12 protein-coding genes are annotated in these 12,418 nt (G+C 38.2%); 1 reads left to right on the top strand and 11 read right to left on the bottom strand.

Going from position 1 to position 12,418, the window contains the following annotated elements:
* Positions 1–34 precede the first annotated feature (34 nt).
* From queA to nadB, 11 genes are all read right to left on the bottom strand, one after another.
* Positions 35–1,060, bottom strand: coding sequence for a tRNA preQ1(34) S-adenosylmethionine ribosyltransferase-isomerase QueA (gene queA, locus ACFSUL_RS11720; protein ID WP_377935603.1), 1,026 nt, complete (start codon positions 1,058–1,060; stop codon positions 35–37).
* A 27-nt stretch (positions 1,061–1,087) separates the two neighbouring features.
* Positions 1,088–1,294: a DUF2905 domain-containing protein gene (locus ACFSUL_RS11725; protein WP_071411191.1), complete on the bottom strand. Its 207-nt coding sequence runs from the start codon at positions 1,292–1,294 to the stop codon at positions 1,088–1,090.
* A 39-nt stretch (positions 1,295–1,333) separates the two neighbouring features.
* Positions 1,334–2,335, bottom strand: a complete 1,002-nt coding sequence (ruvB, locus tag ACFSUL_RS11730; protein ID WP_377935606.1) for a Holliday junction branch migration DNA helicase RuvB — start codon at positions 2,333–2,335, stop codon at positions 1,334–1,336.
* A gap of 23 nt (positions 2,336–2,358) precedes the next feature.
* Positions 2,359–2,967 (bottom strand): Holliday junction branch migration protein RuvA, encoded by a 609-nt coding sequence (gene ruvA / locus ACFSUL_RS11735; protein WP_377935608.1) that lies wholly within the window; start codon positions 2,965–2,967, stop codon positions 2,359–2,361.
* A gap of 181 nt (positions 2,968–3,148) precedes the next feature.
* Positions 3,149–3,697 (bottom strand): BofC C-terminal domain-containing protein, encoded by a 549-nt coding sequence (locus ACFSUL_RS11740; protein WP_377935610.1) that lies wholly within the window; start codon positions 3,695–3,697, stop codon positions 3,149–3,151.
* A gap of 243 nt (positions 3,698–3,940) precedes the next feature.
* The gene (locus ACFSUL_RS11745) at positions 3,941–4,675 is read right to left on the bottom strand and encodes a YhcN/YlaJ family sporulation lipoprotein (protein ID WP_377935612.1); all 735 of its coding nucleotides are present in this window, start codon (positions 4,673–4,675) and stop codon (positions 3,941–3,943) included.
* A gap of 117 nt (positions 4,676–4,792) precedes the next feature.
* Positions 4,793–5,770: a phosphotransferase gene (locus ACFSUL_RS11750; RefSeq protein ID WP_377935614.1), complete on the bottom strand. Its 978-nt coding sequence runs from the start codon at positions 5,768–5,770 to the stop codon at positions 4,793–4,795.
* Positions 5,760–7,310, bottom strand: coding sequence for a SafA/ExsA family spore coat assembly protein (gene safA, locus ACFSUL_RS11755; protein ID WP_377935616.1), 1,551 nt, complete (start codon positions 7,308–7,310; stop codon positions 5,760–5,762). Before safA ends, ACFSUL_RS11750 begins: the two co-directional genes overlap by 11 nt.
* Before the next feature lie 265 nt (positions 7,311–7,575).
* On the bottom strand, positions 7,576–8,682 hold the full coding sequence (gene nadA / locus ACFSUL_RS11760) for a quinolinate synthase NadA (protein WP_377935618.1): 1,107 nt from the start codon (positions 8,680–8,682) through the stop codon (positions 7,576–7,578).
* A gap of 25 nt (positions 8,683–8,707) precedes the next feature.
* Complete coding sequence (nadC, locus tag ACFSUL_RS11765; RefSeq protein ID WP_377935620.1) at positions 8,708–9,541, bottom strand: carboxylating nicotinate-nucleotide diphosphorylase; 834 nt, start codon at positions 9,539–9,541, stop codon at positions 8,708–8,710.
* The gene (nadB, locus tag ACFSUL_RS11770; RefSeq protein WP_377935622.1) at positions 9,510–11,084 is read right to left on the bottom strand and encodes an L-aspartate oxidase; all 1,575 of its coding nucleotides are present in this window, start codon (positions 11,082–11,084) and stop codon (positions 9,510–9,512) included. Before nadB ends, nadC begins: the two co-directional genes overlap by 32 nt.
* A 180-nt stretch (positions 11,085–11,264) precedes the next feature.
* Here nadB and ACFSUL_RS11775 point away from each other — a divergent pair, with 180 nt between their 5' ends.
* A complete protein-coding gene (locus tag ACFSUL_RS11775) occupies positions 11,265–12,407 on the top strand; it encodes an IscS subfamily cysteine desulfurase (RefSeq protein WP_377935624.1) in 1,143 nt (380 codons plus the stop codon).
* Positions 12,408–12,418 lie beyond the last annotated feature (11 nt).

Below are 12,418 nucleotides of genomic sequence, written 5' to 3' on the forward strand. Positions count from 1 at the left end.
ATCTCCTTCCAAATTCACCTTACACATAAATTGCTTATTTTAAGAACATTGCGTCCCCAAAACTAAAGAATCGATATTTTTCTTTCACAGCTGTTTCATATGCATGTAATACATTTTCTTTTCCCGCAAATGCACTTACAAGCATAATCAATGTAGATTTAGGCAAGTGAAAATTCGTTATCAACCCATCAATTGCTTTAAATTCATAGCCCGGATAAATAAATATACTTGTCCAGCCGTTTTCTTCTACAAACTTCCCATGTTTAGAAGCAATTGTTTCAAGTGTTCTAGTAGATGTTGTACCAACTGTAATAATCCTGCCACCTTGAGCCTTTACTTCATTTAAAAGTCTTGCTGTTCCTTCAGAAACTTGATAAAACTCAGCATGCATATCATGGTCCTCAATCGTGTCAACAGAAACGGGTCGGAATGTTCCTAATCCAACATGAAGCGTGATAAATGCGATATGCACACCCTTTTCTCTAATTTCATCTAAAAGCTCTTCTGTAAAATGAAGTCCAGCTGTTGGAGCTGCTGCCGATCCTCTTTCACGAGCAAAGACAGTTTGATAGCGATCCTGGTCATCTAACCTTTCCCTAATATAAGGAGGAAGTGGCATTTCACCAAGTTCTTCTAGTACTTCATAAAAAATACCATCATAATTGAATTTTAACATGCGTCCTCCGTGTTCTTTCACTCCGACACATGTCGCAGTTAATCTTCCATCACCAAAAGAAATAACCGTTCCTTCTTTAATACGCTTTGCAGGTTTTACAAGAGTCTCCCATTCATCTCCCTGTTCTTGTTTTAACAAGAGAACTTCAATGTTCGCTCCCGTATCTTGTTTCGTTCCATATAATCTTGCAGGTAGTACACGTGTATCATTCAAGACAAGACAATCTCCTTCGTGAAGATCCTCTACAATATCTTTGAATTGCTCATGCTTAATACTGCCTGTTTCTTTATCTAGAACCATTAGCCGGCTGTGAGATCGTTCCGCTAGCGGTGTCTGCGCGATCAACTCTTCCGGTAAATCAAAGTCAAAATCTTCTACCTTCATCTTCTGTCACCTAACTTTATTAGATTACTATTTAAAACGTCCTATCAAATAAAAGACAAGAGAAAGTATAACACTTAAAAGAATAGACGTCATAATTGGGAAATAAAAAGTTGTATTTTCTTTCTTAATTACAATATCTCCTGGCAGTTTTCCTATCTTGATAAATTGCATAAGAAAGCCTGCAACGAGCAGAACTCCTCCAATAATCATCAAAAACTTTGGAATTCCTGTCATCTAGAGCAGCATCCCTTCATTTTTTTCACTAGTAAATCATTACTTTGATGGAGTTTCAAGATTAAAGTGTTCATATACTAGATTCGTTACCATTCTTCCCCTAGGTGTCCGCTGGATAAACCCTATTTGTAAAAGATATGGTTCATAAACATCTTCAATTGTATGAGATTCCTCTCCAATACTTGCCGCAATAGTATCCAGACCGACTGGACCGCCATTAAATCGCTGAATAATTCCCTTTAATAGCTTATGATCAATATGATCGAGACCAAGCTTATCAACTTGTAATAATTCCAACGATTCTTGAGCCAATGCCGTACTGATTTCACCATTTGCCTTTACTTGAGCAAAATCACGTACTCTTCTTAATAATCTGTTTGCGATTCTTGGGGTTCCTCTCGATCTTCTGGCAAGTTCCTCTGATGCAAGACTATCAATTTTTGTACTCAAGATTGCTGCTGTTCTTATAACTATCTCTTTCAACTGTTCTTCCGTATAATACTCCAGCCTACAAAGCACCCCAAACCGATCTCGTAGCGGGGCAGATAACGCCCCTGCACGCGTCGTTGCACCTACAAGCGTAAAAGGTGGTAAGTCGAGGCGGACTGATCTTGCACTAGGACCATTACCAATAACAATATCTAAGCAGAAATCTTCCATTGCTGGATAAAGAATTTCCTCTATCGCCCTAGGCAAACGATGGATTTCATCAATAAACAGAACATCTCCAGGCTCTAAAGCAGTCAAAATAGCGGCCAAATCTCCTGGTCTTTCAATCGCAGGACCTGAAGTTGTCCGCAAACTGACCCCCATTTCGTTTGCAATAACAGCGGCAAGCGTCGTTTTCCCAAGACCAGGCGGACCGTACAGTAGCACATGGTCCAATGCTTCTTCTCGCATTTTAGCCGCTTCAATGAACACTTCCAAGTTTTGCTTCACTTTATCCTGCCCTATATATTGCTTGATTGATTGCGGACGCAAGGACAATTCAAAGGACTCCTCATTCCATTCAGACTCCCCGGAAACAACTCTCTCCTCCATTCATACACTCCCCTTTCCATCTACTATTTTAATAGTAATTGTAACGCCTTTTTTATTATTTGATCTGCTGTCTGTTCTTCACCTTTTAAACTCGGTGTAACTTTTTTAATTTCCCTTTCGGAATAGCCGAGTGCTTTTAATGCTAAAATAGCTTCTTCCAATGCCTCATCTTGAACTGCTTTTGTTTCCGTTTCATCTTGATTGAAAAGACTTGGAAAATAATCTGGTACAACATCTTGTAGCTTTCCTTTTAAATCTAAAATCATCTGTCTTGCCGTTTTCTTCCCTACTCCAGGAAATTTTGTTAAGAATTTATCATCTTCTTGTTCAATAGCTGTTATCACTTGGCCTGGCGCACCCGATGCTAAAATTGCAAGTGCCCCTTTTGGGCCAATCCCCGAAACATTTAATAGCTTCATAAACAGCAACTTTTCTTCCATTGCTTCAAAGCCAAAAAGGGCAATCAAGTCCTCTCTTACATGCTGATAAGTAAAAATTTGAATTTCTTGATTCATATGTTTGGAAAATGCAAACGGATTAGCGGTTTGCAGCTGATAACCGATTCCGTTGTTCTCTAAGACAACATACTCAGGGCTCACTCTCTTCACAGTCCCAATTATATATTCATACATTTACTTCTTCTCTCCCTTATTATAAAAAAAACCCACTAATTCTATATTATATCAATAAAGTGTATCATAACATTTCAGTAATTTTATCCAACATTAAAAACATCTGTTCTTATTTTATCAAAAAAAAGAAAGATGTATATGAATAAAAAACAATCAGAGACTTTTCTCTCTGATTGCATCATTATTTTGGTATGGAGTATTGTTCAAAGCTTTTTAAAACATCTTCATATGACTTTTTATTTTTAATAGGAATTCCTTTCACAAGCTCTTTATGTTGTTTGCTTTCTAGCTTGTTCACATCGATTTGAAAAAACGATTGAATTATCTTTGATTGATCCGGTTTTCCGTTAAAAATCGATAAAACTCCTTTATCAGATATACCGAAATATCCATTCGTTTTTAACAACGGAGAAATATCATTAACATGTTGTTGAAAGACGATTTCCTCTTCATTCATCGTGATGAGCTTCCAATCTTCATAACTTGCCCAAAAGTCTTCCATCGACCATATTGTTTCCTCGACGGTTTCTTCACTAATTTCCCCATCTAGATAAACTCTTTCTAGAACAACTTTAACTGTATGTGCAGAAGTTGGATAAACGGATGTTTCTTCCTCACTGTTTACTTCTCTGTCAGCTGCCTTTTTCTCGTTTTCATCATGGAAAAATGTGAAGTAAAACGCCCCAAACAATAACATTACCATAAACACGACTCGAATCTTCATTGTCATCGTGATCACCTCAAACTAAATAGGATTAATATCTAGCTCTAGTGTGACCAAATTTTGTTAAGAGTATCCTATTAGAATAAAAAAATTAACAGCAACCCCCTCGACTCCTGACCACTGAAATCAGAAAAACCAACAAAAGGAGGTTTTACCTATCTCTTTTGTTGGTTCAATAAAGACTAATCTTTATAAGAAAATTTAACGTTGGAGTAGTTGGACAAAACCTTATCCCGTCTTTGTCTCTAACTATTCACCCAAACGATTTTTTATTGATTTAAACATATCATGGATGTCTGCATTAATGCCTTCACGCGGACCACCATCACGCAAATCATTATCAATGTTCCTTACTCGACTAAAAGTTCCTTCATCTGTTACAACTGTTACTGACCTTCCGTGTAAATAAGGTTTCACAGCTTGTTTGACGGCCCTTTTCGTCTTTTCTTCTTTCGCATGATTTTCTAACTCAACTGCAATCAATACGTCAGATCCGTAAGCAACAGAACGAACATCACTTATATTCCCTACTGATGCTGTCACATCAGCTATTTTTTCTGCTAAATCACCCTCATACGCCGAGTAATACGAGTTCCTCGCTCTTCTTGTATTATCGTCTAAATGCCCATGATAATTTGCATCACCATGACTAGCGCGTTGATCGTGGGCTATAAAATTCTTGTCATAATCGGCTAACGGTTTGGAAGGGTTTTGTGGGTTCCCGTTTTCATCTTTCACTTGTAAATACTCTCTTTTATGCTTACGGATATCTTGACCTTCTTTACCAATAGAATGATCATATAACTCTGTCATCGGACCATCACGGTTATCTTTCTTATCATCACCATGACCGGCATTTGAATAAAATCCCATTGGTTCATAGGAATCTGAATAACCTTTTTGTGCTTCTTCCCCGACATTGCAACCAGCAAGACTCAAAAAACTAACGGCAGTTAAAGGTATTATGAAAAGCTTCTTTTTCAATGAAGTGCCTCCTCCTTCAACCATACTTCTCTCGAGCACAACTTTGCTCATGTATAGCTTGTGAAGGAGTTAGAGGCTTCATTCCATTTAATTGCTGGAGTCCTCTCCTACAATTGGTTATTTTAATAAGTTAAATTTATTGTGTAGTTCTTGCATATAGGTCATTCTTTGAGAAAACTGTTTCACAGTCAGCGAATATAAATAGGACCAAACTTTTTGTTTATACAGCTTTCCTTCTCTAGCAAATCGATTCCATTCCCGAAAAATGTCTGATGGATACATTAAACCCACTATAAATAAATTATCTCTTTTATAACTATTTAGTGGCTCATGGAACCATAGCTTTTGGAGAGACCAATTAATATATGGGAGAATCCGATTACTAAACTGTAAGTCATCAATCATTGGCGGTGCAATAGTTATTAGATCAAAATCAATAATATATACTTTTCCGCTTTCTGCTCTTAAAAAATTATGATGTGCTACATCACCATGCAATATACAAATTTCATCTAAAGGAAGTTCTATTTTTTTCAATTGCTCTAATGACCATTTTCCCCATTGCAAATATGTGTAAAGATAAAAAGGCTGTATGAACGACTGCAAAAAGGGAATATTAACTTGAAACATGTAAAGTCGTTCTTCCCACTTTTCAACCCATTTATTCGGTGGAATTTCATTTGTCCACTTTCCTTTTAAATGCTGTGTTTGTTTGTGAAAGGATTTTAATACAGCTAGAGCATCTTGTCTGTCACATTGGTTTACATAAGTAAATGTTTCTTTTGTATCCAGCCAATACGTTATTCCTACTGGCTTTCCCTCAAATAATAATTCCTTTTTTGTGTGAATCGGATGAAATGGAAGAACATGCTGGAAGTTTTTTTTTAGGAGTTCATCTACTAAATGTTTTTGAATATAAAATTTTTTGCTGTTGGAATAAAGCTTTACAAACCATTTCTTATTATGGGTAGTTAAAAGCCATTTTCCTTCTTTTAAGCGTTTTAATGTTGCAGATGGGTCGCCAAGCTTCTTTTTCAAAAAAGAAAGGAGACGATTATCAAAATCGTCTCCTTCGGTATGCCTTTTAACCTTCAACGTCGTCATCATTGACTTGCGGCATTCCAAAGGCTCTCGGTCCAAACATACCCTGACCGCCTTGAGGATATCCCCCAGGTCCCATCGGCATTCCTTGCCCCATCATTCCATGTCCGTATGGCTGACCCATGTGTGGTTGCCCCATTGGCATTTGACCCATTGGCATTTGTGCCATCGGACTGACTGCTTTCGGTCCACCACATCCACAATCATTTTCTGGCATATGTCCATGCTGTACCATCGGAGATTCATCCATCATTGCACCTTGCACTTGCCCCATTGGGTAACCCCCTGGATATCCACCATGCATTCCAGGCATCCCATATCCTCCCGGCATTGATTGAACACCTTGAACTGCACCAGGAGCTCCTCCATAAGGATTCATACCGTGGAATCCTGACCCCGGCATTACCGGTGATACAGGATAGCAATTATCATTAAACGGTCCTTGCGGCATTGCTGGCATTTGACCCATTTGCGGCATTTGAACACTTGGATATCCATCTTCTTCATCTTGGACACCCATTACTCCTGAAGGCTGCCCCATAGGTTGTTGACCGTATGCTCCCATTACATCTGTTGGGTAGCCCATTGGTTGTTGACCTGCACCCATTGGTTGCTGAGTATGTGCCCCCATAACCTCAGATGGGTTTCCTCCATGCATTGGCATTTGGTGCATATATGGCATGATGGAGGAAGATTCGTCATCATACCCCATACCATGCATCATTCCGGGATTTTCTACCCCAGGTAACCCTTGGTGCATTCCAGGTAGTGTAGATGCCCCTTGAACTTGCCCCATTGGATATCCTTCTGGTCCTCCATAGCTTCCTGGCATTACTGCTCCGTAACTAGGTCCGTATCCTCCTGGCATTCCTCCATAGGGTGCTCCATAACCTGACCCTGGCATTACTGGTGATACTGGTACGCAATAATTTGGATTGAAAAACATAGGCTGTGTGAATCCTCCTTGTGGTTGTGTAGGTATCTCTAAACTCTCTTCCTCTTGCTGTTGAACATCTTTCACAGACTCTTTAATAGGTTTTGGTTTTGCCTTTGGTATTTCTACCTTTTCTTCTTCCGGTTTAGGGAGAATATTAGTCGGTTTTGGTGGCATTTTCGGCTTTTCTTTTGGTTGTGTTTGCATATTAGCCATATTCATCATGTAGTAATTATTTATGTCGATTTCAGGGATGACTGGTTGAGGCATTTTTGGAGTGTACGGTTTTGGTTTTGGCTTTGGCTTCTCAACAGGTTTTTCTGCTACAGGCATCGTTTTTGGCTTTTCTTCCTTAAAAGGATGTTCTGCTTTCGGCATTTCTTTTTTCATACCATAATTAATCGGAGCTTCCTTATTCGCTCCTGCTACCTCTTTCTTAATAGACCCCCCAGATGTAGGAACCTTGATCTTCATTCCTGGCATAATCATATCAGGATTTGAAAGCTGGGCATTCATTGTTTTCAATTCTTCGAAATTCACACCATACTTCTTGGCGATTTTCCAAAGAGTATCCCCTTTTTGAACTATATGGATTTTCACTTTTTATCCCTCCTCAGGCATAAGTCTATATATCCTATGATGAGATAGGCAATTTGCTATTAATCTACATAAAAACTTATGAAGCTTACTTATAAAATATTACTTCCGTGGGTTAATGTCTTATTTGAAGCAGGGTAGGCTTAGATTTTAAAAATTGCTTTAGTAGAAGAATTACTTCATTAATTTTAAAGTTTGCAAAAACAGCCCATAAAAAAAGGCTGACCAACATATAAACTGTCAATAATTTATGGGTCAGCCTCTTTTATCAAACCCTTATGAGCATTCGATCAAGGGCATGAACTGCATTTTCAGCAACCTGTCGATCTACTTTTATGACATTCTGGAAATTGTTATTTACAATATTTTCTAAAGACCATAAAAGATGTGGAAGATCGATTCGATTCATTGTCAGACATGGGCACATGTATGGGTTTAACGAAATAATATGCTTATCTTTATGTTGAGCAATGATTCGCTGAACAAGGTTCATCTCTGTTCCTATTGCCCATGAAGACCCAGAAGGTGCATTAGAAATCGTTTCAATAATGTATTTAGTACTGCCGTTCAAATCAGATTTCTCTACGACTTCCCTAGTACACTCCGGATGGACAATGATATTCATTTCAGGATAATTCTTTCGCACTTGCTCAATATTTTTCACAGTAAAGTTTTCATGAACAGAACAGTGCCCTTTCCATAAAATCACTTTTACTTTTTCTAACTCTCCTTCAAACTGCAATTCATTTTTGATTGGATCCCATATTCCCATCTCACTTAATGGTATTCCTAAATCCGCCGCTGTATTACGTCCAAGGTGCTGGTCTGGCAGAAATAATATTCTCTCTTTTTCTCCTAGAGCCCATTTCACCATTTTATGCGCATTGGAGGAGGTAACTGTTGCTCCGCCATTTTCGCCGACAAACGCTTTAATGGCTGCAGTCGAGTTTACATACGTTAACGGAATAATCGTATCACCGAATAATTCCCCAAGCTTCCTCCAGGCTTTTTCCGTTTGATAAATATCTGCCATATCTGCCATTGAACAGCCTGCTCGCATATCTGGCAATATTACATGTTGATTTTCTTTTGTTAAAATATCTGCTGTTTCTGCCATAAAATGTACACCGCAAAACACAATATACTCCGCTTCTGTATTTCTAGCAGAAACTTGGGCAAGCTGCAGGGAATCCCCAACTGTATCAGCAAATTGAATAACCTCATCTTTTTGATAATGGTGACCAGGGATAAACAGCTTTGTTCCCAATTTCTTTTTAATTTCTTTCACACGCATCTCCATCTCTTCTTGAGAAAGAGTCAAAACGGATTCAGGCAATTCTTTTTTGCTTTTTGTTATCTCCTCTAGTAACCCCATAAAAAAACCTCCTATTTTTAGATGATTAGTATAATACTTTTGCGCTAATATCTAAGGACTGAACAGAGTGTGTCAAAAAACCTAACGAGATGTATTGAACGCCGGATTCAGCGTACTCTCTCAAATTCTTTAATGTAATTCCACCGGATGCTTCTGTTACGATATGGTTTGGGACGTGTCGAATCCATTCAGTAATTTCTTCCGGTTTGCGATTATCAAACATGATAATATCCGCACCGGCTTCAACCGCTTCATTCATTTGTTGTTCTGTTTCAATTTCCACTTCTATTTTTACCGTATGCCCTAGTTCTTGTTTCACCTTTTCCACTGCCGCTAAAATTCCCCCGCTGAATGATAGGTGATTATCCTTCAACATCACAGCATCATGTAATCCATTGCGATGATTATATCCGCCACCACAGCGAACAGCATATTTTTCCAGCATACGTAATCCAGGAGTCGTTTTCCTTGTATCACATAAACGAACTCCCGTGTGATTTACACTCGCTACCGCTTTTGCTGTCATTGTCGCTATTCCGCTCATCCTTTGAATAAGGTTTAAAATTACCCTTTCCCCTTGTAATAAACTTTGTACTGGACCTTCTATTTCCACGATTATTTGTCCTGCTTCTACTTTCTCTCCATCTTCTACCAACATCTTAATGTTAATCGTCTCATCAAGCAGCCTAAAACCATTTTCGATTACATCCCTTCCACAAAAAACTCCATTCGCTTTTGAAATAAATTGATAGTTCGCACGGTCACTAGATGAAAATAATGCCTGTGACGATAAATCTCCGTCACCCAAGTCTTCTAAGTAAAATTGCTCAAGCATAGATTTCAGTTTCAATTTGTTCACAAATTTCCCCCCTGATTTCATTTTCGATTCTTTCTATATTAATTTTTTTCTTAAAAAAAGCTAAGTCCTGGTCAGGATAATCGGAACGAATATGTCCTCCTCTACTTTCCGTTCGTAAAAGTGCAGAAGTTGTAATACACATCCCAATCACCCACATAAAATATTTCTGAATGTCTATTCTTTTCATGGACCCGAGATTCTCAACTAGTGATAGTTGTTTTGACTGAAGCCAATTCCAATGAATATTTAGACTACTCTCTGAACGAATGATCCCAACATTTCTCATCATAAGAGACTTGAATTCTTCTAATGTAAATGGAATCTCCTTTACGCCAAAAAAACAGTCATCCTGCTTTACTATAGTTGGTACTCTTTCATATGGAGAGTTCTTAATGAAGCACGCTAATCTCTCTCCGTATACTAATCCTTCTAATAAAGAGTTACTTGCCAATCGGTTTGCCCCGTGTACACCACTTGCGGCAGTTTCGCCAATCGCATACAGACCTTCAACAGTCGTTGCTCCAACATCGTTAATCAATATTCCTCCCATCATAAAATGACAACCAGGAGCTACAGGGATTTTACCGTCTTTAATGGAAATATCATTATCTAAGCAAAGTTTTGTAATCGAAGGAAACTTAGTTTCAAAGTCTGCTATATTGCTAATACTTAAAAATACTTCTCTTCCTTTTTGCCTTTCTTCAAATATCTTTTGAGCTACAAGATGACGAGGAGCCAATTCTTTCAACGGGTGCGTTTCCATAACCCGATCGTTTCTGTCATTAACAAGTTGAGCTCCTTCTCCCCTAACAGCTTCAGAGATAAGACCTTTTGTATGGCTTTTCACAAATAATAACGTCGGATGGAACTGTACAAATTCCATATCTGTCAGTTTTGCCCCTGCTAAAAAAGCCATTGCTACTCCGTCACCTGTAATCGTGCTATCGTTAGAAGTAGAAGAATACAAACCTCCAATTCCCCCTGTCGCTAACACAACATACGGGGCATAGTAATGCTTCGTTTCTTCTTTCGTATTTCTTGTTTTAACACCAATGCATCTACCTTCATTATTTTTTATCAGCTCATACACCATTTCACCTTCTACAAAGTGAACATTACCTGAAAGGTTTTCTAGTAAGTATTTCATTAAAATCTTTCCGGTCTGATCACCACCACAATGAAGGATTCTATTCCGACTATGTGCTCCTTCCATTCCTAACGAAAGTGAACCATCCTCATTTCGATCAAACGGAGCTCCCTCTTGTATTAACCTTTGAATTATTCTTTTACCATCAGAAATTAAACTCCTTACTGCTTCAGGTTGTTGATGGTAGCACCCTGCTTCAAGTGTATCTTTTACATGTGAATTGATATTATCTTTTTTTGCAATAGCAGCGGCGATACCACCTTGTGCCTTAAATGAATTACTTTTCCTTCTATCTTCCTTTGTGATAATCATCACATGAAAGGCATCTTGAAGCTGACGTGCTAATTGCAATGCAGCAACACCACTTCCAACAATGATTACATACGGGTCATTCATTCGTTTCCCCTCCACAATTATTTACAGGTGTCTTGACACATATATTTACACACATTTAAACTAATGACAAGAGTTTTTTTCTTTCGCTTAATTTTTCCAGATTACTTAAACTTTAATTTGTCTAATACGTTTGTTTTGCTATACGGGATATAAATCATTCACACTTAAGGAGAGTAGGAATTGAAGTACTTTGACTATGCTGCTACAACACCTATAGAAAAAAATAGCTTAGAAGTTTTTAATGAAGTTAGTAAACACTTTTGGGGAAATACTAGCAGTCTTCATGATATAGGAACATCTGCTACAAGTTTATTAGAAAAATGTCGGGAAGAGTTGGCACAGCTACTTTGTGTTCCTTCAACAGGAATTTATTTTACATCTGGTGGAACAGAAGGAAACCAGTTAGCACTATTAACGCTTGCAATGAGCGCGAAGAAACATGGAAACCATATAATCATCGGCATGGCGGAACATACTTCCATCCACTCAACAGCAGACTTATTATCTCAACTTGGATTTACGATAACAAAAGTTCCGATGCTATCAGATGGAATAATTAATTTAGAGGCACTAGAAAATGCTATAAGACCGGAAACAATCCTTTTGTCTATTCAGCACATTAATGGAGAAATAGGGGCAATTCAACCATTAGATAAAGTGAAGAAGATTTTGCAAGGAAAAAATATTTTCTTTCATAGTGATTTTGTTCAGTCATTCGGTAAAATTGCTATACACACCTATACGAATTTAGTAGATAGCTTTACTGTATCGTCCCATAAAATATATGGACCTAAAGGAGTGGGTGCTGTCTTCTTGAATCCAAATTTAGAGATTACACCCTTTTTTCCATCACAAAGTCACGAAAACGGGTTTCGTGGTGGTACAGTGAATCTTCCGGGAATTGCAGCATTTGTTACGGCAGCACAAGAAGCAAACAACCATTTTGAACTAACAAAATATTGGCGTTTAAGGGAATTTTTCTTACAAGAGCTAAAAAAGGAACTTGCCGAAAAGGCATTCGTTATCGAAAGCAATCAAAGTACGCAATTACCTCATGTCATTGGTTTATGCTTAGAAGGAATTCAAGGACAGTGGTTAATGCTGGAGGCTAACCGAAAGGGATTTGCTATCTCAACAGGCAGTGCTTGTCATATCGGAAAACTAGAGCCTTCAAAGACATTAACTGCAATGGATACTCCCCTTCAACAAGCGAAGGAATTCATTCGAATCTCTTTTGGAAAAGATACGAAAAAACAGGATGTTGTAGAGCTTGCTAGGCAACTAATTATTACCTATCATACAGCAAGAAGTACCCAATCTTAACGCGGAACTGC

The sequence above is a fragment of the Bacillus seohaeanensis genome (genome assembly GCF_042684945.1).
In the GTDB taxonomy this organism is placed as follows: domain Bacteria; phylum Bacillota; class Bacilli; order Bacillales; family Bacillaceae_B; genus Rossellomorea; species Rossellomorea seohaeanensis.

Excerpts from the sequence above, each read along its gene's own strand:
- ACFSUL_RS11725 (WP_071411191.1), bottom strand. The coding sequence starts at position 1,294 with ATGACAGGAATTCCAAAGTTTTTGATGATTATTGGAGGAGTTCTGCTC.
- queA (WP_377935603.1), bottom strand. The coding sequence starts at position 1,060 with ATGAAGGTAGAAGATTTTGACTTTGATTTACCGGAAGAGTTGATCGCG.
- nadA (WP_377935618.1), bottom strand. The coding sequence starts at position 8,682 with ATGGGGTTACTAGAGGAGATAACAAAAAGCAAAAAAGAATTGCCTGAA.
- ruvA (WP_377935608.1), bottom strand. The coding sequence starts at position 2,967 with ATGTATGAATATATAATTGGGACTGTGAAGAGAGTGAGCCCTGAGTAT.
- ACFSUL_RS11740 (WP_377935610.1), bottom strand. The coding sequence starts at position 3,697 with ATGACAATGAAGATTCGAGTCGTGTTTATGGTAATGTTATTGTTTGGG.
- ruvB (WP_377935606.1), bottom strand. The coding sequence starts at position 2,335 with ATGGAGGAGAGAGTTGTTTCCGGGGAGTCTGAATGGAATGAGGAGTCC.
- nadB (WP_377935622.1), bottom strand. The coding sequence starts at position 11,084 with ATGAATGACCCGTATGTAATCATTGTTGGAAGTGGTGTTGCTGCATTG.